General features: G+C 60.6%; 25 protein-coding genes and 3 tRNA genes. 11 read left to right on the forward strand and 17 right to left on the reverse strand.

Annotated features, from left to right (window positions below; genetic code table 11):
• Positions 1-43: 43 nt before the first annotated feature.
• Both CHR90_RS10360 and ssb read right to left on the reverse strand, forming a co-directional pair.
• Positions 44-481 carry a VOC family protein gene (locus CHR90_RS10360; protein WP_094408919.1) on the reverse strand — a complete coding sequence of 146 codons (438 nt, stop codon included), beginning with the start codon at positions 479-481 and terminating at the stop codon, positions 44-46.
• Between the two features lie 13 nt (positions 482-494).
• Positions 495-1,070, reverse strand: a complete 576-nt coding sequence (ssb, locus tag CHR90_RS10365; RefSeq protein WP_094408920.1) for a single-stranded DNA-binding protein — start codon at positions 1,068-1,070, stop codon at positions 495-497.
• Positions 1,071-1,224: 154 nt separating this feature from the next.
• Between ssb and uvrA the strand changes: the two genes are divergently transcribed.
• The 3 genes from uvrA (at position 1,225) to trmFO (ending at position 6,211) form a co-directional block, all read left to right on the forward strand.
• Positions 1,225-4,086 (forward strand): excinuclease ABC subunit UvrA, encoded by a 2,862-nt coding sequence (gene uvrA / locus CHR90_RS10370; RefSeq protein ID WP_094408921.1) that lies wholly within the window; start codon positions 1,225-1,227, stop codon positions 4,084-4,086.
• Positions 4,087-4,239: 153 nt separating this feature from the next.
• On the forward strand, positions 4,240-4,842 hold the full coding sequence (locus CHR90_RS10375) for an ATP-dependent Clp protease proteolytic subunit (protein WP_094408922.1): 603 nt from the start codon (positions 4,240-4,242) through the stop codon (positions 4,840-4,842).
• Positions 4,843-4,846: 4 nt separating this feature from the next.
• Positions 4,847-6,211: a methylenetetrahydrofolate--tRNA-(uracil(54)-C(5))-methyltransferase (FADH(2)-oxidizing) TrmFO gene (gene trmFO / locus CHR90_RS10380; protein ID WP_094408923.1), complete on the forward strand. Its 1,365-nt coding sequence runs from the start codon at positions 4,847-4,849 to the stop codon at positions 6,209-6,211.
• Between the two features lie 24 nt (positions 6,212-6,235).
• Here trmFO and CHR90_RS10385 read toward each other — a convergent pair whose 3' ends face one another.
• Positions 6,236-7,015, reverse strand: coding sequence for a DeoR/GlpR family DNA-binding transcription regulator (locus CHR90_RS10385; RefSeq protein WP_094408924.1), 780 nt, complete (start codon positions 7,013-7,015; stop codon positions 6,236-6,238).
• A gap of 98 nt (positions 7,016-7,113) precedes the next feature.
• Positions 7,114-7,187, reverse strand: a tRNA-Gln gene (locus CHR90_RS10390).
• A 165-nt stretch (positions 7,188-7,352) separates the two neighbouring features.
• Between CHR90_RS10390 and CHR90_RS10395 the strand changes: the two genes are divergently transcribed.
• Positions 7,353-8,210 carry a dienelactone hydrolase family protein gene (locus tag CHR90_RS10395; RefSeq protein WP_094408925.1) on the forward strand — a complete coding sequence of 286 codons (858 nt, stop codon included), beginning with the start codon at positions 7,353-7,355 and terminating at the stop codon, positions 8,208-8,210.
• Positions 8,211-8,217: 7 nt separating this feature from the next.
• Positions 8,218-8,994 carry an SDR family NAD(P)-dependent oxidoreductase gene (locus CHR90_RS10400; RefSeq protein WP_094408926.1) on the forward strand — a complete coding sequence of 259 codons (777 nt, stop codon included), beginning with the start codon at positions 8,218-8,220 and terminating at the stop codon, positions 8,992-8,994.
• Position 8,995: 1 nt separating this feature from the next.
• On the opposite strand, the gene CHR90_RS10405 is transcribed toward CHR90_RS10400, so the two are convergent.
• The 5 genes from CHR90_RS10405 to CHR90_RS10425 all read right to left on the reverse strand — a co-directional run bounded on the left by CHR90_RS10405 (position 8,996) and on the right by CHR90_RS10425 (position 14,077).
• Positions 8,996-9,556: a formyl transferase gene (locus tag CHR90_RS10405; protein WP_094408927.1), complete on the reverse strand. Its 561-nt coding sequence runs from the start codon at positions 9,554-9,556 to the stop codon at positions 8,996-8,998.
• 170 nt (positions 9,557-9,726) lie between these two features.
• Positions 9,727-10,506 (reverse strand): amino acid ABC transporter ATP-binding protein, encoded by a 780-nt coding sequence (locus tag CHR90_RS10410; protein ID WP_094408928.1) that lies wholly within the window; start codon positions 10,504-10,506, stop codon positions 9,727-9,729.
• Positions 10,507-10,519: 13 nt separating this feature from the next.
• The gene (locus CHR90_RS10415; protein WP_094408929.1) at positions 10,520-11,617 is read right to left on the reverse strand and encodes an amino acid ABC transporter permease; all 1,098 of its coding nucleotides are present in this window, start codon (positions 11,615-11,617) and stop codon (positions 10,520-10,522) included.
• Positions 11,618-11,628: 11 nt separating this feature from the next.
• Positions 11,629-12,828, reverse strand: coding sequence for an amino acid ABC transporter permease (locus CHR90_RS10420; RefSeq protein ID WP_229671451.1), 1,200 nt, complete (start codon positions 12,826-12,828; stop codon positions 11,629-11,631).
• Between the two features lie 208 nt (positions 12,829-13,036).
• A complete protein-coding gene (locus CHR90_RS10425) occupies positions 13,037-14,077 on the reverse strand; it encodes an amino acid ABC transporter substrate-binding protein (RefSeq protein WP_094408931.1) in 1,041 nt (346 codons plus the stop codon).
• A 374-nt stretch (positions 14,078-14,451) separates the two neighbouring features.
• Here CHR90_RS10425 and metC point away from each other — a divergent pair, with 374 nt between their 5' ends.
• Positions 14,452-15,642 carry a cystathionine beta-lyase gene (metC, locus tag CHR90_RS10430; protein ID WP_094408932.1) on the forward strand — a complete coding sequence of 397 codons (1,191 nt, stop codon included), beginning with the start codon at positions 14,452-14,454 and terminating at the stop codon, positions 15,640-15,642.
• Between the two features lie 33 nt (positions 15,643-15,675).
• Here the strand turns inward: metC and CHR90_RS10435 are convergent, their stop codons facing one another.
• A complete protein-coding gene (locus CHR90_RS10435) occupies positions 15,676-16,152 on the reverse strand; it encodes a Fur family transcriptional regulator (protein ID WP_276526804.1) in 477 nt (158 codons plus the stop codon).
• A 61-nt stretch (positions 16,153-16,213) separates the two neighbouring features.
• Here CHR90_RS10435 and hisI point away from each other — a divergent pair, with 61 nt between their 5' ends.
• Together hisI and CHR90_RS10445 are read left to right on the forward strand one after the other, a co-directional pair.
• Positions 16,214-16,630 carry a phosphoribosyl-AMP cyclohydrolase gene (gene hisI, locus CHR90_RS10440; RefSeq protein ID WP_094408934.1) on the forward strand — a complete coding sequence of 139 codons (417 nt, stop codon included), beginning with the start codon at positions 16,214-16,216 and terminating at the stop codon, positions 16,628-16,630.
• 20 nt (positions 16,631-16,650) lie between these two features.
• Positions 16,651-17,439, forward strand: coding sequence for a molybdate ABC transporter substrate-binding protein (locus tag CHR90_RS10445; RefSeq protein ID WP_094408935.1), 789 nt, complete (start codon positions 16,651-16,653; stop codon positions 17,437-17,439).
• On the opposite strand, the gene CHR90_RS10450 is transcribed toward CHR90_RS10445, so the two are convergent.
• Entirely contained in the window at positions 17,411-18,325 is a 915-nt protein-coding gene (locus CHR90_RS10450) for a LysR family transcriptional regulator (RefSeq protein ID WP_094408936.1), read from the reverse strand. The genes CHR90_RS10445 and CHR90_RS10450 overlap by 29 nt on opposite strands.
• A 114-nt stretch (positions 18,326-18,439) precedes the next feature.
• On the opposite strand from CHR90_RS10450, the gene CHR90_RS10455 reads away from it, so the two are divergent.
• The gene (locus CHR90_RS10455) at positions 18,440-18,919 is read left to right on the forward strand and encodes an ester cyclase (protein ID WP_094408937.1); all 480 of its coding nucleotides are present in this window, start codon (positions 18,440-18,442) and stop codon (positions 18,917-18,919) included.
• Positions 18,920-18,976: 57 nt separating this feature from the next.
• On the opposite strand, the gene CHR90_RS10460 is transcribed toward CHR90_RS10455, so the two are convergent.
• From CHR90_RS10460 to CHR90_RS10485, 6 genes are all read right to left on the reverse strand, one after another.
• A tRNA-Arg gene (locus tag CHR90_RS10460) sits at positions 18,977-19,053 on the reverse strand.
• A gap of 21 nt (positions 19,054-19,074) precedes the next feature.
• Positions 19,075-19,401, reverse strand: a complete 327-nt coding sequence (locus tag CHR90_RS10465) for an ETC complex I subunit (RefSeq protein WP_094408938.1) — start codon at positions 19,399-19,401, stop codon at positions 19,075-19,077.
• 39 nt (positions 19,402-19,440) lie between these two features.
• Positions 19,441-19,517: transfer RNA gene (locus tag CHR90_RS10470), tRNA-Pro, on the reverse strand.
• Positions 19,518-19,580: 63 nt separating this feature from the next.
• Complete coding sequence (locus tag CHR90_RS10475; RefSeq protein WP_094408939.1) at positions 19,581-20,066, reverse strand: DUF192 domain-containing protein; 486 nt, start codon at positions 20,064-20,066, stop codon at positions 19,581-19,583.
• A gap of 27 nt (positions 20,067-20,093) precedes the next feature.
• The gene (locus CHR90_RS10480) at positions 20,094-21,218 is read right to left on the reverse strand and encodes an arginase family protein (protein ID WP_094408940.1); all 1,125 of its coding nucleotides are present in this window, start codon (positions 21,216-21,218) and stop codon (positions 20,094-20,096) included.
• A 12-nt stretch (positions 21,219-21,230) separates the two neighbouring features.
• The gene (locus tag CHR90_RS10485) at positions 21,231-22,670 is read right to left on the reverse strand and encodes a sodium:proton antiporter (RefSeq protein ID WP_094408941.1); all 1,440 of its coding nucleotides are present in this window, start codon (positions 22,668-22,670) and stop codon (positions 21,231-21,233) included.
• Positions 22,671-22,835: 165 nt separating this feature from the next.
• On the opposite strand from CHR90_RS10485, the gene CHR90_RS10490 reads away from it, so the two are divergent.
• Together CHR90_RS10490 and CHR90_RS10495 are read left to right on the forward strand one after the other, a co-directional pair.
• Positions 22,836-23,513 (forward strand): SRPBCC family protein, encoded by a 678-nt coding sequence (locus tag CHR90_RS10490; protein ID WP_094408942.1) that lies wholly within the window; start codon positions 22,836-22,838, stop codon positions 23,511-23,513.
• A gap of 161 nt (positions 23,514-23,674) precedes the next feature.
• Positions 23,675-24,166, forward strand: coding sequence for a (2Fe-2S)-binding protein (locus CHR90_RS10495; protein WP_229671450.1), 492 nt, complete (start codon positions 23,675-23,677; stop codon positions 24,164-24,166).
• Positions 24,167-24,186 lie beyond the last annotated feature (20 nt).

Genomic DNA, 24,186 nt, shown 5'->3' on the forward strand with positions numbered 1-24,186 from the left:
GCTGCGAACAATCGTTCCGCCCGCATGCCCCTGCCCGTGGCCCCTATGACAAAAAACGCTCAGCGTCTTCAACGGTGAAGGCCACTTGCTGACCGTAGGCAAGCTCCAACGTATTGCCGTCCGGATCGACGAGCATCGCCCAATAACCGACCGGCGGGCCGGAGTCCTGCGGCGGACGACGCAGGCACCCCGCCGCTTGCGCCTGGGCGCACAGGCGATCCACCTCAGCCCGCGAAGCGCACGCAACACCGAGATGCCCGAAGGGGCCGAGCGGCGTATCCCTGGTTTTCGGCGATTCGACCAGCACGATGACGAACGGTCGGGTGAGATCGGACAGCCAGGCAACCGCTCGACCGCTCTCCGCGTCGATCCTGTGATGCACGACGGCCATCGCCGCATAGGTTTGATAGAACGCCACGCTGGCCGCCAGATCGCGCACGGCGAAGGCGACATGGGTTAGCCCGAGATCGTGGCGTTCCATTTATCTTGTTGGCTTAGAACGGAATTTCGTCGTCGATGTCGCCGCCGCGCCCAAAGCCGCCGCCCGACGAAGAACCGCCGCCGAAACCACCCCCAGAGGATGAACCGCCGGAAGAACCGCCCCGCCCGCCGCCATAACCGCCACCCGAGGAGGAGCCGCCGCCGTAGCCGCTGTCGCCGCCCCCGAAGTCACCGCCCGAGGAGCCGCCACCGTACCCGCCTTCACCGCCGCCCTCGCCGCGCCCGTCGAGCATGGTCAATTCGCCACGGTACTGCTGAAGCACGATTTCGGTCGTATATTTTTCCTGGCCGCTCTGATCGGTCCACTTGCGCGTCTGCAACTGGCCTTCCAGATAGACCTTGGCGCCTTTCTTCAGGAAGCGTTCGGCGACATCGGCCAAGCGGTCGTTAAAGATCACCACCCGGTGCCATTCGGACTTTTCGCGCCGTTCCCCGGTCGCACGGTCGCGCCAGCTTTCCGACGTGGCGACGGAAAGTTGGACGATTTTGCGCCCATCCTGCATGCTGCGCACTTCGGGATCGCGCCCCAGATTGCCGACCAGAATGACCTTGTTGACGCTGCCCGCCATACCGACCTCACATAAATTCCGTACTGCGGTCTTGCCGCTCTCGGCGGTCAGCCTATAGACGAATCCCAGGGCTGTCATTACCCGCAAGTTTCGGAGTCTTATAGCCCAGTTTTGCGCTTGCGCGTACTTTTTTTGTTCTGTTATATGGGTTCCCATGCACCAGAAAATCTCTGTGCGCGGCGCGCGCGAACATAACCTTAAGAATATCGACGTGGATATTCCGCGCGATAGCCTCACCGTTATCACGGGCCTGTCGGGGTCGGGGAAATCCTCCCTGGCCTTCGATACGATCTATGCGGAAGGCCAGCGGCGCTATGTGGAAAGCCTGTCGGCCTATGCCCGGCAGTTTCTGGAACTCATGTCTAAACCCGATGTCGATCTGATCGAAGGCCTATCGCCCGCGATCTCCATCGAACAGAAGACCACCAGCCGCAACCCGCGTTCCACGGTCGGCACGGTGACGGAGATTTACGATTATCTCCGCCTGCTCTTCGCCCGCGTCGGTATTCCCTATTCGCCTGCGACCGGCCTGCCCATCGAAAGCCAGACCGTCAGCCAGATGGTGGACCGCATTCTGGCGATGCCGGAAGGCACCCGCCTCTACCTCCTCGCCCCGGTCGTGCGCGGCCGCAAGGGTGAGTATAAAAAGGAGATGCAGGAATATCAGAAGCGCGGCTTCCAACGCGTGAAGGTCGATGGCGAAGTCTATGATATCGATTCGGTTCCGGCGCTCAATAAGAAGCTGAAGCACGATATCGAGGTAATGGTGGACCGCGTGGTCGTGCGCCGCGAACAAGAGGATCTGCCGACCCGTCTCGCCGATTCCATCGAAACCGCGCTGGAACTGGCGGACGGGTTGCTCTACGCGGAAAATGCCGACGATCAAAGCCGCACGGTTTTTTCGGCGAAATTCGCCTGCCCGGTGTCCGGTTTCACCATCGACGAGATCGAACCGCGCCTCTTTTCCTTCAATAATCCCTTCGGCGCCTGCCCGACCTGCGACGGTTTGGGCGTGAAGATGCAGTTCGAAGCGGCACTCGTCATCCCGGATGAGGAGTTGACCCTTGCCACCGGCGCGGTCGCGCCCTGGGCCAATTCCACGTCGCAATATTATACGCAAACGCTGGAAAGCCTCGCCCGCCACTTCAAGGTATCGCTGGCAACCCCTTGGAAAGATTTACCGGATGCGGTGCGTAATACCATCCTACACGGCAGCGGCAAGGAAGCGATCCCCCTGCGGTTTTCCGATGGTAACCGCACCTATGAAACCAATAAGCCTTTCGAAGGCCTATTGCCGAACTTGGAGCGGCGCTGGAAAGAAACCGAAAGCGCCTGGGTGCGCGAGGAGTTGGAGCGCTTCCAAGGCTCCCAACCCTGCGAAAGCTGCGGCGGTTTCCGCCTGAAGCCGGAAGCGCTGGCGGTGAAGATCAACAGCCGCCATATCGGTGAAATCACGGCGCTTTCCATCGCCGAAGCAGGGCGCTGGTTCAGCGGATTAGCCGAACATCTGACGCCGAAGCAGCAGGAAATCGCCGCGCGTATCCTGCGTGAGATCAACGACCGCCTGGGCTTTCTCAACAACGTCGGGCTGGAATACCTCACGCTCTCGCGCAATTCCGGCACCCTGTCGGGCGGCGAAAGCCAGCGCATCCGCTTGGCGTCGCAGATCGGTTCCGGCCTCACCGGCGTGCTCTATGTACTGGACGAACCGTCCATCGGGCTGCACCAGCGCGACAACGACCGGCTGTTGGCCACCCTGCGGCGGCTGCGCGACCTCGGCAATACCGTGGTCGTGGTGGAGCATGACGAAGACGCCATCCGGGCTGCCGATTATCTGATCGATATGGGACCCGGCGCCGGGGTGCATGGCGGCGAGGTAATCGCCGCTGGGACACCGGCCGAGGTGATGGCGAATGAAAAAAGCGTGACGGGACAATATCTTGCCGGTCTTCGCGCAATTGAAATTCCCAGCGAACGCCGTAAGGGGCGCAAGGGCGAAAAGCTGGTGCTGCGCGGCGCGCGGGGCAATAACCTTCAGAACGTAACGGCAGAAATTCCGCTCGGCACCTTCACCTGCGTCACCGGCGTATCGGGCGGCGGTAAATCAACACTCATCATCGAAACGCTCTATAAGGCTTTGGCGCGCAAGCTGAACGGCGCGCGTGACCTGCCCGCTGACCATGACGGGATCGACGGGATCGAGTTCATCGATAAGATCGTCGATATCGACCAATCGCCGATTGGGCGCACTCCCCGCTCGAACCCGGCCACCTATACCGGTGCCTTCACGCCGATCCGCGATTGGTTCGCGGGCTTGCCAGAGGCCAAATCGCGCGGTTATGGGCCGGGGCGCTTTTCCTTCAACGTCAAAGGCGGACGCTGCGAAGCCTGCCAAGGTGACGGGCTGATCAAGATCGAAATGCACTTCCTGCCCGATATTTTCGTGCAGTGCGACAGTTGCAAGGGCCAGCGCTACAACCGCGAAACCCTGGATGTGCGCTTTCGCGGCAAATCCATCGCCGATGTGCTGGCGATGACGGTGGAGGAAGGGGCGGAGTTCTTTAAGGCCGTTCCCTCCGTCCGCGATAAGCTGCTGACGCTAGAGCGCGTTGGGCTTGGCTACGTTCAAGTCGGCCAGCAGGCGACCACATTGTCGGGCGGCGAAGCGCAGCGGGTGAAACTCTCGAAAGAACTCTCCCGCCGCTCGACGGGCCGCACGCTCTATATCCTCGACGAACCAACCACCGGCCTGCATTTCGAAGACGTGCGTAAGCTCTTGGAAGTGCTGCACGCCCTAGTCGAACAGGGCAATACGGTCTTGGTGATCGAACATAATCTCGAGGTCATCAAAACCGCCGACTGGGTGCTCGACCTTGGGCCAGAAGGCGGGTCCGGCGGCGGACGGATCGTCGCTAAAGGCACGCCGGAGCAGGTGGCCGCGAACCCGGATAGCCATACGGGCCGCTATCTCGCCCCCTATCTTGCGACCAAAGCCGCCAAGAAGAAGCGGGCCTAACTGTCAGCAATCCTCAGCGTCGGTCGTTTTCCCGGCGCGGCAGCCTTATGTTTGAAAGACTTCCCGGCACTGCCGGATAAAAACGAGGATGACCCGCCGTCCCTACCCCGCTAGGCTGGCGGCCAGGATCATCCGGGTGCGCGGAGCAGAGATATGCAATTTGCCTTTGGACTGGACGACGAAAAAGACCCGAAGAAGCCGGAAGAGGCCAAACCCTCCGAGGCGATGGAAGAGCGGCTGTTTAAGGCCCGCTCCGTCTTTATCTTCGGTCAGATCGATATGAAGCTGGCCAATGCCGTGACCGCGAAGATGATCGCCCTGGCGCAGGATGGTAAGGACGAAATTCGCGTCTTCATCAACTCGCCGGGTGGGCATCTCGAATCGGGCGATACCATTCACGACATTATCAAATTCGTCGATTGCCCGGTGAAGATCATCGGCACCGGCTGGGTTGGCAGTGCGGCGGCCCATATCTATCTGTCGGCCCCGAAGGAAAACCGCCTAGCCCTGCCGAATACCCGCTTCCTGCTGCATCAGCCGAGCGGCGGCGCGGGCGGCCAGGCCAGCGACATTGCAATCCAGGCCAAGGAAATCATTAAGGCCAAGGCCCGCATTCAGAAAGTGATCGCCGAAGCGACCGGGCAACCGCTCGAAAAGGTGATCAAGGATACCGAGCGCGACCATTGGATGCCCGCCGACGAAGCGGTGGAGTATGGTGTGGTTGGCCGCATCATCACCAGTATGGGCGCGATCTAACGGGATGAGCCTATCGCCTGTTCATGTGATTGGGGGGGGCCTCGCCGGGTCGGAAGCCGCGTGGCAATTGGCCGAAGCCGGGGTGCCGGTGGTGCTGCACGAAATGCGGCCCCTCCGGCGCACCGACGCCCATCAGACCGACCATTTGGCGGAGTTGGTCTGTTCCAACTCCTTCCGATCGGACGATGCCGAGTATAATGCAGTCGGTGTGCTGCACGCCGAACTGCGGCAAGCGGGATCGCTAATCTTCCGGGCCGCGGACGCCCATCAGGTACCCGCAGGCGGCGCGCTGGCCGTGGATCGCGACGGGTTTTCCGCCGCCGTGACGGAGGCGATTGCCGCGCACCCGCTGATCACGCTGGAACGGGGGGAAGTCACCGGTCTGCCGCCCGCCGACTGGCAGGATGTGATCATCGCGACCGGGCCGCTCACCTCGGCCCCCTTGGCTGAGGCCATCCGGGCGCTGACCGGGGAAGAAAGCCTCGCCTTCTTCGATGCCATCGCCCCCATCGTCCATAAGGACAGTATTAACTTCGAGATCGCTTGGTTTCAGTCCCGCTATAATAAAGAGGGGCCGGGCGGTACGGGGTCGGATTATATCAACTGCCCGCTTAATAAAGAAGAATATGAGGCTTTTCTCGCCGCCGTTCTAGCGGGGGATAAGACCGACTTCAAAGAGTGGGAAAAGGATACACCCTATTTTGATGGTTGCTTGCCCATCGAGGTGATGGCAGCACGCGGGCCGGAAACCCTGCGCTTCGGGCCCATGAAGCCGGTCGGTCTCGATGATCCGCGCACCGGGCGCTGGCCCTATGCCGTGGTGCAACTGCGCCAGGATAACAAACTCGGCACGCTCTATAATATTGTCGGTTTCCAGACCAAGCTGAAATATGCCGAGCAAGCGCGCGTGTTTCGGATGATTCCGGGGTTGGAGAATGCCGAATTTGCCCGCTTGGGCGGGCTGCACCGCAATACTTTCCTCAATTCCCCGCGCGTGCTCGACGGCCAATTGCGCCTGAAGGCCGATCCGCGCCTGCGCTTTGCCGGGCAGGTCACGGGGGTTGAGGGCTATGTGGAAAGCACGGCCATCGGTTTGCTGGCGGGCCGGTTTCTGGCGGCGGAAAAGCTGGGCCGTCCGGTCCTGCCGCCGCCGCCAACCACCGCGCTAGGGGCTTTGCTGACCCATATCACCGGCGGCGCGAATGCTGAAACTTTTCAGCCCATGAACATCAATTTCGGCTTATTTGCCGATCTACCCGCCGACCCCAACGTCAAGAAGCAGCCGAAGGGCCGCGAGCGTAAAGCCGCTTTCGCCCGCCGCGCGCTGGCCGATTGCGCGGCTTGGTTAGGCGCTAGAAACGCAGCGTGAGAGAGGCCGGGGACTGCTCCCGGCCTATTCTTCCCCTTCGCTATCCGTTTCGATCACCGTCACGCCTTCCGCCTCGCAGCGGGCGCGCAGCGGCCCCGACAGCAGCCGGTCGGTTACGAAAGTATCGATCTGCCCGATGTGGCCGATGCGCACCGGCGCGCTGCGCTCCAGCTTTAACTGATCGGCGACCAGAATAACCTTGCGGGCATTGGTCATGATTTCCTGGCTCACCCGGACTTCGCGGTAATCGAAGTCCAGCAGCGCGCCATCATCGTCGATGGCGGAACAGCCGATGACCGCTACATCAACCTTGAACTGGCGGATGAGCTCGACGGTAGTATCGCCGATGACTGCGCCATCGGCCCGGCGCACCGCGCCGCCCGCGACAATGACGTCGATCCCGGTGGACGGGTACAGCATCGCGGCCACGGTCAGATTGTTAGTGATCACCAGCAGCCCGGACCGATGGGTCAAACAGCGCGCCACTTCCTCTGTCGTCGTGCCGATGGTGATGAACAGCGAGGATTTATCCGGGATCAGCGCCGCCGCCGCTGCGCCAATGGCGCGCTTCTGATCGGCGGCTACCAGCCGCCGGGCCTGATAGCCAAGGTTTTCCACCCCGGACGCCAGCATCGCCCCCCCGTGGACGCGCATCAGCAGCCGGGCTTCACACAGATCGTTGAGATCTTTGCGGATGGTCTGCGGCGAAACGTCGAACCGGGCCGCCAGTTCCTCCACACTCACCCGCCCGTTGGTCTGGGCTTGGGTCAGAATTTCATTTTGCCGCGTGGACAGGGACACCATGACGCCCAAACTCCCAAATGCGCACCCAAATAGCTTTACACCCCCGGGTATATGCGCCGAGAGTGCTTCATAAACTATTGAATTTTATTAGTAAATTTTGGCTGGGGGACCAGGACTCGAACCTGGATTGACGGAGTCAGAATCCGCTGTCCTACCATTAGACGATCCCCCAGCAGCACGCTGCCGATGCGCCGCATCACGCGGTGGCGGGTAACTAGCATGGGTTTAGCGGCTGTGCCAAGAAAAAATCGTTTATCACTGCTAAGGTGTCATCCACCCTGGTAAAACTACCGTACTGACAGAAGAAGCTAATTTCGGCTTCGCAAGGGAGGCCCCAATGGACGATGTTAAGCTGGTAACGCCGAAAACTGATGTTAGCCGCCGAGGATTCGTTGTCATGAGTAGCCTTGCCGCCGGGTTCGCCCTGGCCGTTCAGCCGGTTCAGGCACAGACCCAGATTACGACCGATACGAACGGGCTTGAGGCGGGGGAAGTGTCGATCCCGACCGGAACCGGCCCGATCCCGGCCTATCGCGCCCAACCCCAAGGTGGGAAGAACTTGCCGCTGGTGCTGGTCGTACAAGAAATTTTTGGCGTGCATGAGCATATTAAAGACGTCTGCCGCCGTCTGGCGAAACTCGGGTATTGCGCCATCGCGGTCGAACTGTTCGCCCGCCAAGGCAATGTTGCGAATGCTGCGATGGAGCAGATCCGCCCCATCGTCGCCGCCGTTCCCGACGCCCAGGTCATGAGCGACCTCGATGCCGCCGTGGCCTTCGCAAAAGCCAGCGGCGCTGTGGATACCAGCAAGCTCGCGATTACCGGTTTCTGCTGGGGCGGTCGCATCACGTGGCTCTACGCTGCCCACAACCCCGGGGTAAAGGCCGGCATTGCCTGGTATGGCCGGGTGGTGGGCGATAAGACGGCCTTGCAGCCGGCCAATCCCATCGATGTTGCCGACAAGATTAAAGCCCCGGTCCTGGGCCTCTATGGCGGGGCCGATCAGGGCATTCCGGTTGCCAGCCTCGATCAATTGAAGGCCGCTCTCGGGCCGAGCACGAAGTCGGAATTCGTCGTTTATCCCGATGCGCCGCACGCCTTCCATGCCGATTATCGCCCGAGCTATCGGGAAGCGGCGGCAAAAGATGGGTGGGGCCGCCTTCTCGCCTGGTTGAAAGCCAACGGGGTTGCCTAAGGGCATCATGACGCGCGGGGGGCCAGTCCCCCCGCGTTGCCTGCTGATCACCGGCGCCTCTAGCGGGATTGGCGCCGCCTTGGCCGAAGCCTATGCCGCCCCCGGGGTAACGCTGCGGCTGACCGGGCGAGACGCCACCCGGCTCGCGCAGGTTGCTTATCAGTGTACCGCTGCCGGGGCTGTTGTAGAAACGACCGTGCTCGACGTGACCGACGCGGCCGCAATGGCAGCGACCGTGCTGGATTGGGATGCTGCGGTGCCCTTCGATCTGGTCATCGCGAATGCTGGAATTTCTGCCGGATCTGGGGCCGGACTTGAGTCTGAAGCCGATTTGCGGCAGGTCACCGACATTAATGTCATCGGCACGATCAATACCCTTGCCCCGCTTCTGCCCCGGCTGACTGCACGCCAACAGGGGCACGTTGCTGTGATGGCCTCCTTGGCGGGATATCGCGGTCTTGCGGGGGCCGCCGCCTATTGCGCGTCGAAAGCCTGGGTGAAAGCCTATGGCGAAGCCCTGCGGCTAACCCTGGCCCCACTCGGCGTGCGGGTTTCGGTGATTTGTCCAGGCTTCGTTAAAAGCCGCATCACGGACCAGAACAAGTTTCCGATGCCGTTCCTCATGCCCGCGCCCCGCGCTGCGCAGATTATAAAGAGCGCCCTCGCCGCCAATCGCGCCCGCATCGCGTTTCCCTGGCCGATGGCCGCCGCCATCCACCTGATTGCCGCCCTGCCCGCCGCGTGGGCCGACAGGCTGCTGCAGCGCCTCCCCCAAAAAACCTAGATCAGCCGACCAACTGGGGGCGTTTAAGCGCTTCGGCCTGCCGCCGGGTGCGGCGCGGTCCCTGCCATTGTTGCCAACGCGCAACCGGAATATTGGGCAAGGCAGCAAGATCCGGGGCGAACCGTTGCAAGAGCGCCCAAGCCGCGCCATAAGCCAGCTTTTCGAAAGCATGCTGCTCGTAAGGGGCTTGGGTCCGCTTCAGCTCGGTCCCAAGGATAGGACCGGCATCAACCTGGGCCGTCATCCCATGCAAAGTTGCCCCAAAAACGGGCGCGCGATCTTCTGCGGCAAAAAGCGCGGGCGCCCAGCCCGGATACGCCGGGCTTCCCGGATGCAGATTGAAAGCGCCATATCCCGTTGTGGCCAAAAGCGTTTCTGGGACGATGTCGGGAAACTCGAAACTGATGATCCGGGCTTTCGCGAGGGTCCGACCCGAGAGTTTTGACAGCGCACGTTTATGAATACAATGAGAGAAATGAAGAGATGGATTCCATTCCTGAAGCAGCTTGCGGATCAAGCGCGCCTCTAACTCAGGACAGAGCAGGATAAGGGAATCAAACATGGTTAATTTTCTTTCTCCCAGGCTCTATTTTATGCAGATGCACGGAAAAAGACTCAACTGTTGAGAATCACAGCCCAATATCATTCTATTTTAATCGGTTTTTAGTTAAGTGCAGAAAAACAAAAAAGGGCGCTGAAACAGCGCCCTTTCAGATAGAAATCAGATTACTCTTAATGGTTGAGAATCTGACTCAGGAACAATTTCGTGCGATCCGACTGCGGGTTGTTGAAGAATTCGTCGGGCTGGTTCTGCTCGATGATTTCCCCACGATCCATAAAGATTACCCGGTCGGCCACCGATTTTGCGAAGCCCATTTCGTGGGTGACGCACAGCATCGTCATGCCTTCTTCGGCGAGCGAAATCATAACGTCCAGCACTTCCTTGACCATTTCAGGATCAAGGGCCGACGTCGGCTCATCGAACAGCATGATTTTCGGGGACATGCAGAGCGACCGCGCAATGGCGACGCGCTGCTGCTGCCCGCCAGAGAGCTGCCCCGGGTATTTATGGGCCTGATCTGGAATGCGCACCCGCTCCAGATACTTCATGGCAATGGCTTCGGCATCCTTCTTGGGCATTTTCTTAACCCAAATCGGCGCGAGGGTGCAGTTTTCCAGCACCGTCAGATGCGGGAATAGGTTGAACTGCTGAAACACCATGCCGACTTCGCGCCGAATAACCTCGATGTTCTTCACATCATTGGTTAATTCGGTGCCATCGACGATGATATTGCCCTTTTGATGCTCTTCCAGCCGGTTGATGCAGCGGATCAGCGTCGATTTACCCGACCCCGAAGGGCCGCAAATGACAATCCGCTCGCCCTTGGTGACCGACAGGTTGACGTCACGGAGCACGTGGAACTCGCCATACCACTTATGAACGTGGCTGACTTCGATGATGGTCGGCGCCGACGACAGAAGCTCGCGCCGCGCTTGGCGTTGAGGGGTCATTGCATATCCTCGATCAACGGCTGGTGGCTTTGCTCAGGTCGCGTTCCAGCCGCTGGCTGAATTTCGACATGGTAAAGCAGAAAGCGAAGTAGATCAGCGCGATATAGACGTACATTTCCACATAGAAACTACGCCACGGCGGATCGTTTACCGCGATCTTGCCTGCATTCAGCAAATCGACAAGACCAATGATGATGACCAGCGACGTATCCTTAAACGTCGAAATGAAGCTGTTCACCATCGGCGGAATGACGAGACGCAGCGCTTGCGGCAACACGATCAGGCGCATCTTGGCCCAATAGCCAAGGCCGAGCGCATCCGCCGCCTCATACTGGCCCTTGGGAATGGCCTGCAACCCCGCGCGCACCACTTCGGCCAGATAGGCGGCCAGGAACATGGTGAAACCGATCTGCGCCCGCAGCAGCTTATCCACCGTCACCCCTTCCGGGAAGAACAGCGGGATCATGACCGAGGCCATGAACAGCACCGAGATCAGCGGCACGCCACGGATCAGTTCGATGTAAGCAACGCAGAGGCTGCGGGCGACCGGCATATCCGACCGCCGCCCCAGCGCCAGCACAATCCCGATGGGATAAGCGACGACGATGGCGACGACGGACATCATCAGGGTCAGCGGCAGGCCGCCCCATTGTTCGTGGCTGACAAACTTGAGGCCAAGAACACCGCCCCACATCAGGATGGCCCAGATAAAGACTTGAGAAACCCAAGCCCAAATCAGCGCCTTACCCCAGAAGCGGCGGAAGCAGCTAAGCCCAATCAGCCCGAGAAACAGCAGAATGGCGACTGCCGGGCGCCATTGTTCGTCGTAGGTATACCGACCGAACAGCGTAAAGCGGTTCTTTTCGGAAACGACCGCCCAGCAGGCGCCAACGCCTTCCACTTGGCAATCCTTCGGCGTACCGCTCCAGACAGCCTTAAAAAGGGCCCAAGGCAGGATAGCCTGCAGGATATAGACGATGAGCGCGAAACAGGCGATCGTCAGAACGGAATTGAACGGTGAATTGAACAGATTGGCGCGCAGCCAGCCGATAACCCCTACTTCGGTAACGGGCGGCTTTTCGATGGGCGCACTGGTCGTTTGAACACTCATGGCGGCCCCCCTTAGCGCTCAATCAGCGCAATGCGCTTGTTGTACCAATTCATGAACGCCGAGATCGACAGGCTAACGGTCAAATAGGCGGCCATGATCAGGGCAACACCCTCGATCCCCTGCCCGGTCTGATTGATCGTCGTATTGAGGATCGAGACAAGGTCCGGGTAGCCGATAGCAACCGCCAGCGAGCTGTTCTTGGTCAAATTCAGATACTGGCTAGTCATCGGCGGCACGATCACCCGCAGCGCCTGCGGCAGAATGATCAGACGCAGGGCACGACCGTTCGGCAACCCAAGGGCGCGCGACGCCTCCCACTGGCCTTTCGGCACCGAGAGGATACCGGCACGTACATTTTCGGCGATAAAGGACGCGGTATACGTGACAAGGCCAATCAGCAGGGCGATCATTTCCGGCGATAGCGTCCCGCCGCCCCGGAAATCGAAGCCCCGCAGTTCCGGCTTCTCAAGGGTCAACGGAGCGCCCGTCACCAGCCACAGCAGCGCCGCAGGACCGATCAGCAGACCAACCGTCGGCCAGAAGACCGGACGAAGCTTACCCGTGGCTTCCTGATGCCTTGCCGCTGCTCGCCGCCACAGGAAGGCGCCAATGATCCCCACTAGGACCAACAACCCCATCCAGCCGTATATCGCGTGATCGACGATGTGCGGGACCCGCAGCCCCTTCTGACTCAGAAAGACATAATCGGGCACTAGCTTTAGGGCCTGCCGTACGGGCGGTAGCGCCTCGCTAACCAGCGAGTACCAAAAGAAAAGCTGCAAAAGCAGCGGAATATTGCGCAACCCTTCCACGTAAACCGATGCCAACCGGGCAACAAGCCAATTGGTCGATAAGCGTGCAACGCCAATAACGGTGCCAAGGACGGTCGCCAAGGCAATCCCGATCACCGAGACCAGCAAGGTATTGATGATACCGACCCAAATTGCGTGCAGGTAAGTGTCCGCAGCGGAATAAGGGATGAGCGATTCACCGATGGAGAACCCTGCTTCCCGGCCTAGAAAGCTGAAACCGGTCGCGATCTTGCGCTGTTCCAGATTGGCCAGCGTGTTGTGAACAAGGTACCAGCCAACGGCTAGAACCCCGAGAACGATCAAAATTTGAAAAATGACTGCGCGAACGTCGCGGTCGTTCCAGAAAGCCGTTTTAGGCTTTTCCGTCACCGCGGTTGCTCCGCTTCGCCGATCCGTCATGGACATCTCCCCGGCGTCAGCTTTTGGTGTTCATCGAACGGCCCGATGATTGTATGCGCCCATACAGACTGCATACAAACAATCATGCAATTCACATGCCGAAAGGACTGAATAGACGAAAGGCGCCAGACCCGAACCTGCGCAGCGCGCGGACCCAGATCGGCGCCCTTCTTGTGACCGAAGCCCTTAGGCTTCGGGGGGCGCGTGCTTAGCGCACCGGAATGGCGTACTGCAGACCACCCTTAGTCCACAGCGCGTTCAGGCCGCGTTCCAGCTTCAGCGGGGTGGCCTTACCGACGTTGCGTTCAAACACTTCGCCGTAGTTACCGACCTGCTTGACGACGTTATAAGCCCATTCTTCCGACAGATTCAGGTTCTTGCCCATGCCCGGCGTAACGCCGAGGAAGCGCTTGATCGCCGGATTGTCGGACTTCTTCAGATCGTCGGCATTGCTCTGAGTAACGCCGAGTTCTTCGGCTTCAACCAGCGAGGTCACCGACCAGAAGACGATATTGTACCATTCGTCATCGCCCTGACGGACGGCCGGGGCCAGCGGTTCCTTCGACACGAGTTCCGGCAGGATCACGTAATCATCGGCATTGGCGGCACGGGCGGCGCGGGTCGAGGCGAGGCCCGAGGCGTCGGTGGTGTAAACATCGCAACGACCGGCGAAGAAGGCGGCTTCCACTTCGGCCAGTTCCTGAATGACGACCGGCTTGAAGTCCATCTTATTGGCGCGGAAATAATCCGCGAGATTGAGTTCGGTCGTCGTGCCCGGCTGCACGCAAACGGTGGCGCCGTTCAGTTCCTTAGCGCTCTTCACGCCGAGCTTCTTCGAGACCATGAAGCCCTGACCGTCGTAATAGGTCACCGGACCGAAGTTAAGGCCCAGCGACGTATCGCGGGTCAGGGTCCAGGTGGTGTTACGGGCCAGCAGGTCGATTTCGCCCGACTGCAGAGCGGCGAAACGCTGCTGCGCGTTCAGCGGGAAATACTTCACCTTCTTGGCATCGCCGAGCACTGCGGCGGCAACCGCCTTACAAGTGTCGACATCAAGGCCGGTCCAATTGCCCTGGGCATCCGGGGTCGAGAAACCCGGCAGGCTGGTGTTCACGCCGCAGTTGACGACGCCGCGCTGCTTCACAGCAGCCAGAGTGCCGCCCGTCTGGGCCTGGGCTGCGCCCGCTGCCAGCAGCGCAACCGCACCGGCGGCCAGAACGTTGGCGAACGTGAAGGTCTTGTTGCTCATTCCCTCAACTCCTCATTCCCGACTTGCGGGGCCTGTTCACGAAAAACTGGTGTCTTTAACCGGGTCACCGACCGAAACCGTCCCCTTCCCTACGAGTCCGATCTTCTGTCGGCGCTGGCGTTAGCCGCCAAAGCACCTAGGAAGGTTTTTTCCAGAATATCGAGGTTCGGTCAATCATCTTTAGACAGATTGCGAAAAATTTCTGACACATTTCGCCGCAGGCTGAATCACACTTAGTTTCAGGGGAAAATAACAGGGGCTTGGCGACGCGGCTCGCCTGTGTCTCTATCAAGATAGACTAAAACCACGGGCTTGGGAAATCGTGGATTCGCTGGCTATTCTTGAAAAGATAGTCACTATAACTGAGGGTTATAATGTCGGACTCCAAAAACTTCCGGGATGCAACGCGCCTAACCACCTTGGGACGCGATCCCGCCGCCTATGATGGGGTTGTCAGCCTGCCGGTCCATCGGGCATCGACCATTTTGTTCCCGACGCTGGCAGATTTTGAAAAGAGCGCCCTTGCTCCCACTGAAACCGGGCGGACCACCTATGGGCTGAACGGCACGCCGACAACCTTTGCGGTCGAAACTGCGGTGGCCGAGCTTGAGGGCGCACACGGCGCCTGCGTCGTCCCCTCCGGCCTTGCCGCGATTACGGCGACGCTGCTGGCGGTTTTGAAGGCGGGTGACCATCTGCTGATCACCGATAGCGCCTATGGCCCCGGGCGGCGCTTTTCCAATCATGTGCTGAAGCGCTTCGGCGTCGAGGTCGATTATTATGATCCGCTGATCGGCGGCGACATAGCCCGCCTGTTCAAGCCGAACACCAAGGCGATCCTGACCGAATCCCCCGGTTCCTACACGTTTGAAATTCAGGATATTCCGGCGATTGCCGCCGCCGCCCATCAGCACGGCGTGCTGGTGTTGATGGATAATACCTGGGCCACGCCGCTTTATTTCAAACCCTTCGCACATGGGGTCGATATCTCGATCCAAGCGGCGACGAAATATATGTCGGGCCATTCGGACCTGCTGGCGGGCACCATCACCTTTACGAAAGAATGTGAGCCGCTGATCCGCCAGACGGTGCGCGATCTCGGTATTTCTCTCGCGCCAGATGATTGCTATCTGCTGCTGCGCGGCATGCGGTCGATGGCGGTGCGCCTGAAGCATCAGGAACAGGTCGCCCTCGCCCTCGCTGATTGGCTGGCAGGCCGACCGGAAGTGAAGCAGGTTCTCCACCCCGCCCGCCCTGACTGCGCCGGTCACGCCCTCTGGAAGCGCGATTTCACCGGCGCCAGCGGCCTGTTTAGCATCATCCTGCATCCGATTGAAAAACCGGCGCTTGCCGCCTTCCTCGATCATCTCACAATCTTTGGGATGGGCTTTAGCTGGGGCGGGTTCGAAAGCCTGATCGTGCCCTGCGACCCGCGCCCGATCCGCACTGCATCGGCTTGGACCGAGCCGGGGCAGTTGATCCGCATCAGCGTTGGGTTAGAGCATATCGACGATTTGAAAGATGATTTGGCCGCCGGGTTTGCCCGCATGGCGGCGGCCCGCTAAACGATGCGGGGGCGGGTCGCGCCGCCCCCTGCGTCACGCCGCCGATTGGGCCGTCTGGCAGGTTTGGCAGAGGCCGGTTAGTTCCAAGGTTCGCCCGATAATCCGAAAACCGCTTTGCTGCGCGAGATCGGCCAGAGCAGCCGTCAGCGCTGGGGTTTCCTCCCGCTCCTCTACCGTTCCGCATTGGGTGCATATCAAATAAAGCGCCTGATGCGGATGGTCGGGCGACGGGCAGCCAATGAAGGCATTGCGCGACTCGAGCCGATGGATCAGCCCCTGTTCGGTCAGAAACTCCAGCGCACGATAAACCGTTGGCGGCTGAGCGTTAAACCCCTCCAACCGCAGCACGTCGAGCATCGCATAGGCGCCAACCGGCTCGTGACTGCGCCAGATCAGTTCCAGCACGCGGCGGCGGACGGGGGTCAGGCGCACGCCGCGCTGCGCGCACAGGCTTTCCGCCCGGGTCATCGCGGTAGCGATACACTTGCCGTGATCGTGATCGGTTGCCAAACCCTGCGCCCCTCTGCCACTCTCTTGCGCTATCATAGTGAGACTTAAGGAAACTGCCTATATGTCCGCCGCCGAAATTGCGCCCTTACTCGATGCCATAACCTTCGACGCCAATGGACTGGTGCCCGTGATCGCCCAAGCGCACGGCAGCGGCGAAATTTTGATGATGGCCTGGATGAACCGTGATGCAGTGGCCGAAACCCTAACAACCGGGCGGGTCTGCTATTGGTCGCGCTCGCGCCAAAGCCTATGGCGCAAGGGCGAAACCTCCGGCCAAGTGCAGCAGTTGATCGAACTGCGGCTCGACTGCGATGGCGATTGTCTCTTGGCAGTCGTGGTACAAGAGGGGGTGGCCTGCCATACCGGGCGGCGGTCATGCTTTTTCAACAAGGCCAACCCGGAAACCGGCGCCTGGGACGTGACCAGCCAGCCCCTAATTTCGCCACAAGATCTCTATAAACACGGCACGTCGCACTAAGAAGAAGAAAGGGATTTCGGATGGTTGGGATTGCGCGCCGCGCCGTTCTTGGCGGGCTGACCGCGCTGGCCCTCGGCACTGCCGTGCCGGTGTTCGCGCAAGGCAAGCCCGCCCCGCGCCCCGCCGGACAGGTTATCTTGGCGCCGTTTCAATTGATCGAACCGATCAAAGAAATCCTGTCCCAAACCGCGCCAAAGCGCCCGATTACGGTCAAACCCGCCAGCGCGGGTGATTTGATGGCGCTGTTGGATACCGAGGCCGCCGCCGATCTCGTCCTGACCGACGATCCCGACCAGCGTCGCACGTTGCTAGAAGCCGGACGCCTTGATCTTGCTGGGGAAACCAACTTTGCCCGCGACCGGATCGTGCTGCTCGCGCGCAGCGAACGGGCAACCCCGATCCGCCTGCGCCCGGGCGTCAATCTGGTGGTGCCGCTGGAAGGCAATCTCATCGGGGTGATGACAGGGGCCAACGATGCGTTATCTCGCCAGACCCAGGCTTTCCTGGACCGTTTGAAGCTCGACGCGCCCTCGGTCGCGCTGCTGCAATCCTTCCCGTCGCTGGCCGATTTGGCCTTGGCACTGGATGACGGGCAAATCCCAGCAGCCTTTGTCCCGGCGAGCTTGCTGACCCACCGCCCCCACCTCGAACTCTCCGGCACGGCCCCCGCCGATATCGAAGAAACGATCCGCTATAGTCTCGATATCGTCGCCGGGCGTGACCGCCCCGAAACCCGCGCCCTACGCGATGCGCTCACTGGCCCGTTGGCCGTCAGCCTGCTCACCCGGCACGGGTTGATGAAGCCTTAAGCCGCTTTCCTTCTTCAGCAGCAATAAACTCGATGAAACGACGGGTCAGGCTGCCCTGGGATGCGTTAGACGGCCAAACCGCGTAAAGGCCGAGTGGGTTAGCCTGCCAATCTGGAAGAATTCGCCGCATCCGGCCCACCGCCACATCGGCCTCCCCCAGAAAATCGGGCAACAGCACAATCCCAGCCCCAGCACGGGCAAGGTGATAGAGCGCGGTTGCACTGCTGGCCCGGGCACGGGGCACAATCACCAGGTCGACGTCACCATAGGCTGGATGGAATAACCGGCCCGGTTGCACCACCCCCTGCAAGGTCAGCCAATCCCACGCAGCGAGGTCATTCGGATGGGTTGGTTGCGGCCACCGGGCCGCATAGACATCCGAGGCATAGAGGTGCCGGTTCACCATCCCGAGCTTCTGGGCCTTCAGGCTGCTGTCGGCAAGCGATCCGAGACGCAGGGCAAGATCAAACCCCTCGTCAATCAAACGGACCCGCTGATCACTGAAATCAAGCGCCAGGGATACTTTGGGAAAGCTGCGGATAAACATCCCAATATGATCAATCCAAGGGCTGAGGGCCAAAATTGCTGGCACGGCAATGGTTAGGGAGCCGACCGGTTCCTCGGCATCGCTGGCAAGACCATCCAGGCCGCGCTCTGCCGCCACAAGCATGGCTTTGGCCGCCTCCAGCAAGGCCTGCCCCTGTGCCGTCAAGCGTAAGCTACGGGTCGTTCGATAAAAAAGCGCGACACCGTAACGCTGTTCAAGCCGCTGAATATGATGGCTTACGACCGAGGGAGATAAACCGAGCGCGAGGCCAGCGGCACGAAACGATCCCAGTTCTGCAGCGCGAGCGAAAACGGCCAGGGCCCGGAGTTGATCAAGCATCTATTTTGTCGACCAATCAATTCGAATTAGCTCAGATTATCGAATAATATGTCTTCGGGCAAACTCTCCACTAAAGCGCGCCACGGGGGCGTGCCTGATAAGGGAGTTTTCAGAATGCGCTCAGTAAAAGCCGTTTTTGCCGCCGCAGGCCTAGCGGCCGGACTTGCCGCGACGCCGGTCGAGGCGAATGATCGTGCCGCCGTTGACGGTTTCTATCAGCTTCTCAACAGTCTTTCCGCCGGAAACATCGCGGCCCGTGCCGAAGCCGTCCTTGCCCCCGATTGGCAGAGCATCGGCGACTACTCGGGCACGTCGAAGTCACGCGATCAGATTGTTGGTCAGTTTGGCAGCTTTGCAACCCTGATGCCCGATCTTAAATGGGACGTCAAAGAAGTTCTACAAAGCGGCAATCGCTACATCGTGCGCAGCCAAGCAACGGCCACGCCCGCCGGACCGTTCATGGGGGTTCCGGTCAGCGGTAAATCCTTTAACATCATGGCGATCGACATTCATACCGTCGAGAACGGTAAAATTAAACAATCCTACCATGTGGAAGATTGGGCCTCGGCCCTGCGTCAGCTCTCGGCCAAATAGCATCGGGTTTAGGGGGACCGTCTCGCTCCTGCCTGAAACTTTGGCAGGGGCGAGAGTTGGCGCGCCCGGAGGGAATCGAACCCCCAACCAACCGGGTAGAAGCCGGTTGCTCTATCCTGTTGAGCTACGGGCGCCCTGCCCTTTCGGGAGGATTACTACCAGCGGATGCGACCGGGGCGGAAGTTATCGGCGTAGGAGCGGATTTTCAAGCTCGGCGCTTGCGGCTCGGTAATCGTCGCCGCAAGACCATTGCGCTGGGCATAGGCCACCGCCTCTTCTTTGCTGGCGAAGGTCAGCTTCACCTGCGCCTGCGTATCGGCCCCCGACACCCACCCCATCAAGGGTTCCGGCACGCGCGCGGCGCCGGGTTCGAATTCCAGCACCCAGGATTTCGTGCGGGCCTTACCCGATTGCATGGCATTCTTCGCCGGACGGTAGATACGCGCAGCGGGACGGGCGGTGGCGACGACGGGCAAAGACATGGGCTTCGGCTCTTCCGCAAAAGTGGGCCGCCTGCCGGTTGGTCGGGGCGAGAGGATTTGAACCCCCGACATCCTGCTCCCAAAGCAGGCGCGCTACCAGACTGCGCTACGCCCCGACGACCGGCAAGGCCGCTGGGGGTTTTGTAACGGGTCAATTCTTCCGGTGCAACCTCGGAAAGTTAGGGCGTACCCAAGCCCGGATAAACGACAAGGTCGCCCGGCTTGATCCCGAGGCGCGCGGCACTGCCGCCTTGCAGTTCCAAAACCGCCTTCACCCGCCCGCCGGAACTGATCGTCGTTTCGGACAAAGGCACCGCCCGTTCTTGAATGCGATGGATGCGGCCATCGGCTTTGATGAACAGCATATCGAGCGGAATCAAGGTATTGGCCATCCACATAGCGAGTTCCTGTTCCTGCGGGTGCAGGAACAGCATCCCGGCATCGGACGCTAGGTTGCGACGATACATCAGCCCCTGCTGCATTTGCGCGGGGGTGAGGGCGAGTTCGACGGTGAAGCGCAAATCGCGCCCCTGGGTGCGGATGGTCAGCGGCGCTTTTTCGAAGCTCTGGGTTCCCTGGGCCACCAAAGTTTCCGCCGCGACGGGCGCCGGAACCGCAGCCACTGCTAGCGCCACACCGAGAATCGCCCCGAAAATCACGCGCATCGTCTGTCTCCTGTCAGCCTGCCTTCCCTATAGCCCAGCGCGCTGGGCCTCCGCCAGCAGCCAGTCGATGCCCTGGGAGATCTCCGGGCGGATGGGGCCGGGGCGCGGCGGATCGGCGAGCGTGGTAAACCAATCCTCCGGCGGATTACGGCCCATGCGATGATCCCAAAACAGACCGCGCATCAGCGTTTCGGCAGCGGGCGGCAGGCGGTCGGGTACGGAATACCCATTGAGCGTCCCCCACAGGCCCGTCCAAGCGCGCGTGACCGACCAAGGATTATACCCGCCACCGCCCAGAATCACGGCCCGAGGCGCCAACCCCCGCCCCGCCGCCACCGCCCGCCAGAGTGCGCCGTTGGAGAGGCTGAGACGGCTCAGCGGGTCTTCGGTCAACGCATCCGCCCCGGCCTGGATAACGACGACCTGCGGCGCAAAGGCCTCGCCGAGCGGCAGCACGAGCCGTGCAACAATGGCGTCAAGCTCGCTATCGTTAAACCCTTCGGGCACCGGTAGATTGAAGGCCGATCCCTCTGCCCGGTCGGTCAGCGCGCCGGTGAAAGGCCAGCGCTTATCCTCATGGATGGAGAGGCACAGCACGCGCGGCTCACCGGTAAACGCCACTTCAACCCCATCGCCGTGGTGGGCGTCGAAATCAAGATAGAGCAGCCGACTAAACCCAAGATCGAGCAGCCGCAGCAGCGTTAGGACCGGATCGTTGAAATAGCAAAAGCCGCTCGCCTGCGCTGCCCGCCCATGATGGGTGCCCCCGGCAGGGGAATGAATGCAGCGCGCCCCCTGGGCAATCAGGTCGGCGGCAGTGATCCCCGCCCCCGCGGCCGTTGCCGGGCGGCGAAACATCTCTGGGAAAATCGGATTGCCCGCCCGGCCAATGTTAAAGCGCTCCCGCACGTCCACTGGAGCGGCTTGGGCGGCTTCGGCGCTTTGAACGGCGGCGATATACTCGGGATCGTGAAAACGGGCGAGTTGTTCCGGCGTTGCCTGCGGCGAATCGATATAGCGCGCCGGATCAAACCAGCCGAGCGCCTTGATGAGATCGAGGGTGGAGGAGACCCGGGGAATGGCCAGCGGGTGCCGCCGACCATAGCTTGAGTCCCGGTAAATCTCCCCCGCAATCAGGATCGGCTGATCCATGCCCCCTCGGCGTCAATGGTTGAAGAAAATCAACGTCACGACGATGAAGGTAGGAATGAGCAGGATGGTTGACCAGGCCATGTAACCAAAGAAACTCGGCATCTTGACGCCACGATGCTCCACCACCGCCTTCACCATGAAGTTCGGGGCATTGCCGATATAGCTATTGGCCCCCATGAAGACCGCCCCGGCGGAAATGGCGGTCAGCGTCGTCGCCATCGGCCCCATCAACTGCACGGGATCGCCGCCCGCGAGGTTGAAGAACACAAGGAAGGTCGGCGCATTATCGAGGAAGCTCGACAAGATGCCCGTCAGCCAGAAATAGCGCCCATCGTTCGGTACCCCGCCCGGCTGGGCAAAGGCTACCAAATCGGCCAAGGCCCCATCGGCCCCGGCGCGCAGAATCGCAATGGCGGGAATAATCGTGATGAAGATGCCGATGAAGAGTTTCGCCACCTCCGCCATAGGCCCCCAATTGAAGTGATTTTCCTCGCGGATACCGTGGCGGGTGTACTTTAGCGAAGCAAAAATCACGGCCAGCAGCGCCGCATCGCGCAGCAGTTGCTGCCCCGAAATCGGCACATGGAAAATCGTAATGGCGGTGCCGAGGTTATAGAGGCCCGACAATAGCACCGCCGCGACGATTGCCATCAACAGCGCAATATTGCGCAGGCCCTGGATGGTCAGATTATCCCGCTCATGATCGCCCGCCGCGTGAACCTCCGGCGCTTCTTTGCGATAGGCCAGCGTATCAAGCAGGTAGAAGACCACCAGCAGGATCCCCCCGGCCACCGCCATCGGCGCCAGCATATGTTCGGTGAACCAGAAGAAGCTAACGCCCTTGAGGAACCCTAGGAACAAAGGCGGATCACCTAGCGGGGTCAGCGAGCCGCCGATATTGGCCACTAGGAAGATGAAAAACACGAACACATGGGTTTTATGTTGGCGCTTGGCGTTGGCGTGCAGCAATGGGCGGATCAGCAGCATCGCCGCGCCGGTGGTTCCCATAAAGCCCGCAATCAGCGTTCCGAATGCCAGCAATGCCGTATTCGATCCCGGCGTGCCGACAAAGCCGCCGCGTAGACGCACCCCGCCCGCGACGGTGAAGAGGGCCGTCAGCAAAATGATGAACGGCACGAAATCGAGCAACAGCACATGCAGCAGCTCATAGGCCGCCACCGGCACGCCGATGAACCCAGCGCAGGGAATCAGGAAAAGTGCGGCCCAACCGGCGGCAATCTTGCCGTGGTGATGGTGCCATAGGTCCGGCGTTAACAATGGGCAAAGGGCGATCGACAGAAGAATTCCGGCAAAAGGCAAGGCCCAGAGGCCCGATAGGCCCGCGCCGGACAGGGTGGGCGCCCCGTCTGCGGCGAGGGCAGGCGCCGTTACGATCATCGTGGCCATAAGCACCGCAAGCCCGAAGCGGCGGTTCGCCGTGCGGCTGAGCATTCCTCTTCCTCCCTGTTTTCTCGTTCTTGGAGACGATTGCATAGATTTCCCTTGGGCCATAGCGGATGCCGCCGCCCGGATCAACGGAACTTAAGGCTCAGCCCCCCTTGAAGCGGCTAGCCCCGAAAGCTAGGCTGAAGGCCGATCGTTTCAGCGGAGAATAAAATGGACCTAACCGGCGAAACCATCATTGCGGCCCCGCGCGCGCGGGTGTGGCAGGCCCTGAACGACCCCGAGATTCTGAAGCAGGCCATCCCCGGCTGCGAAAGCGTCGATAAACAGTCGGATACAGAATTCGCCGCCAAGGTAACGGCGAAGATCGGCCCGGTAAAAGCCAGCTTTACCGGGCAAGTGACGCTGCTTGATCTCGACCCGCCCAACGGCTACCGCATTCAGGGCGAGGGCAAAGGCGGCCCGGCGGGCTTTGCCAAGGGTGGCGCCACCGTGCGGCTGGAGGATGTGCCGGAGGGAACCAAGCTGCTCTATACCGTCGATGCGCAAATCGGCGGCAAGCTGGCGCAAATCGGCTCCCGCCTCATCGACGGGGCGGCCAAGAGCCTTGCCGGGGAGTTTTTTCAGAAATTCAATAGCTTGGTCAGCGCCGCCGCGCCGGCCGTCGCCGATGCTGAAGAGGCTGGCGAGGCGGCAGCCGATGATGGGGCTATCGACGACGTGCCGCCGCCGCCCGCCGAAACCGCCTCCCCCGCCACCGCCGACGAAGCCAAAGCCATGGATGAAGTGGCTGAAATCGTCGATGAGGAAGTGAAAGCCCTCGCGCCCTGGTTGTGGATTAGCGGGTTGCTGCTGATCCTAGCCGCGCTGCTTGTCGCGGTTGTGGCTTGAAATCGTAACATAAAGAAACCACAGTAGTTTTCGACATCGGGCGGCGAGAAGGCGGGCATCGGATAATATTGCACCGCACAACCGATAATAGGCAGCGCAGCACAAATTATTGCGCTGCCGTTCTCGGGCCGCCGATAACCTCGGGAAGGGAGGGTTTGGGTGTGACCACTGTTTCTGTGACCTTGACGGTAAACGGCAAGAAGGTCAGCGCCGCCGTCGAACCGCGCACGCTGCTGGTGCAGTTTTTGCGCGAGCATCTGCATCTGACCGGCACGCACGTCGGCTGCGATACCAGCCAATGCGGCGCTTGCACGGTGCATGTTAACGGCGACTCGGTTAAAAGCTGCACGATGCTGGTGGCGCAGGCCGATGGCGCCGATATTCGTACCATCGAAGGCATGGCTTCCCCCGGGACACTGCACGCCGTGCAAGAAGCCTTCCGCGAGCATCATGGGCTGCAATGCGGCTTCTGCACACCGGGTATGGTGATGAGTTCGGCGGATCTGCTGACGAAAAACCCGAACCCCAGCGAACATGAGATTCGCACTTGGCTGGAAGGCAATATCTGCCGCTGCACCGGCTATCACAATATCGTCAAAGCGGTGCAACACGCCGCCGCGACCCTGCGCCAAACCGCGCACGCTGCTGAATAATCAATCTAACAATAACCAGC

The sequence above is a fragment of the Elstera cyanobacteriorum genome (assembly GCF_002251735.1).
GTDB classification, from domain to species: Bacteria; Pseudomonadota; Alphaproteobacteria; order Elsterales; family Elsteraceae; genus Elstera; species Elstera cyanobacteriorum.

Excerpts from the sequence above, each read along its gene's own strand:
- metC (WP_094408932.1), top strand. The coding sequence starts at position 14,452 with ATGTCGGACTCCAAAAACTTCCGGGATGCAACGCGCCTAACCACCTTG.
- CHR90_RS10385 (WP_094408924.1), bottom strand. The coding sequence starts at position 7,015 with ATGGTGTCCCTGTCCACGCGGCAAAATGAAATTCTGACCCAAGCCCAG.
- CHR90_RS10395 (WP_094408925.1), top strand. The coding sequence starts at position 7,353 with ATGGACGATGTTAAGCTGGTAACGCCGAAAACTGATGTTAGCCGCCGA.
- CHR90_RS10475 (WP_094408939.1), bottom strand. The coding sequence starts at position 20,066 with ATGCGCGTGATTTTCGGGGCGATTCTCGGTGTGGCGCTAGCAGTGGCT.
- CHR90_RS10405 (WP_094408927.1), bottom strand. The coding sequence starts at position 9,556 with ATGTTTGATTCCCTTATCCTGCTCTGTCCTGAGTTAGAGGCGCGCTTG.
- CHR90_RS10415 (WP_094408929.1), bottom strand. The coding sequence starts at position 11,617 with ATGAGTGTTCAAACGACCAGTGCGCCCATCGAAAAGCCGCCCGTTACC.
- CHR90_RS10465 (WP_094408938.1), bottom strand. The coding sequence starts at position 19,401 with ATGTCTTTGCCCGTCGTCGCCACCGCCCGTCCCGCTGCGCGTATCTAC.
- hisI (WP_094408934.1), top strand. The coding sequence starts at position 16,214 with ATGTCCGCCGCCGAAATTGCGCCCTTACTCGATGCCATAACCTTCGAC.
- CHR90_RS10480 (WP_094408940.1), bottom strand. The coding sequence starts at position 21,218 with ATGGATCAGCCGATCCTGATTGCGGGGGAGATTTACCGGGACTCAAGC.
- CHR90_RS10410 (WP_094408928.1), bottom strand. The coding sequence starts at position 10,506 with ATGACCCCTCAACGCCAAGCGCGGCGCGAGCTTCTGTCGTCGGCGCCG.
- CHR90_RS10490 (WP_094408942.1), top strand. The coding sequence starts at position 22,836 with ATGGACCTAACCGGCGAAACCATCATTGCGGCCCCGCGCGCGCGGGTG.
- CHR90_RS10450 (WP_094408936.1), bottom strand. The coding sequence starts at position 18,325 with ATGCTTGATCAACTCCGGGCCCTGGCCGTTTTCGCTCGCGCTGCAGAA.
- uvrA (WP_094408921.1), top strand. The coding sequence starts at position 1,225 with ATGCACCAGAAAATCTCTGTGCGCGGCGCGCGCGAACATAACCTTAAG.
- CHR90_RS10360 (WP_094408919.1), bottom strand. The coding sequence starts at position 481 with ATGGAACGCCACGATCTCGGGCTAACCCATGTCGCCTTCGCCGTGCGC.
- CHR90_RS10400 (WP_094408926.1), top strand. The coding sequence starts at position 8,218 with ATGACGCGCGGGGGGCCAGTCCCCCCGCGTTGCCTGCTGATCACCGGC.
- trmFO (WP_094408923.1), top strand. The coding sequence starts at position 4,847 with ATGAGCCTATCGCCTGTTCATGTGATTGGGGGGGGCCTCGCCGGGTCG.
- ssb (WP_094408920.1), bottom strand. The coding sequence starts at position 1,070 with ATGGCGGGCAGCGTCAACAAGGTCATTCTGGTCGGCAATCTGGGGCGC.
- CHR90_RS10445 (WP_094408935.1), top strand. The coding sequence starts at position 16,651 with ATGGTTGGGATTGCGCGCCGCGCCGTTCTTGGCGGGCTGACCGCGCTG.
- CHR90_RS10420 (WP_229671451.1), bottom strand. The coding sequence starts at position 12,828 with ATGACGGATCGGCGAAGCGGAGCAACCGCGGTGACGGAAAAGCCTAAA.
- CHR90_RS10425 (WP_094408931.1), bottom strand. The coding sequence starts at position 14,077 with ATGAGCAACAAGACCTTCACGTTCGCCAACGTTCTGGCCGCCGGTGCG.
- CHR90_RS10485 (WP_094408941.1), bottom strand. The coding sequence starts at position 22,670 with ATGCTCAGCCGCACGGCGAACCGCCGCTTCGGGCTTGCGGTGCTTATG.
- CHR90_RS10455 (WP_094408937.1), top strand. The coding sequence starts at position 18,440 with ATGCGCTCAGTAAAAGCCGTTTTTGCCGCCGCAGGCCTAGCGGCCGGA.
- CHR90_RS10375 (WP_094408922.1), top strand. The coding sequence starts at position 4,240 with ATGCAATTTGCCTTTGGACTGGACGACGAAAAAGACCCGAAGAAGCCG.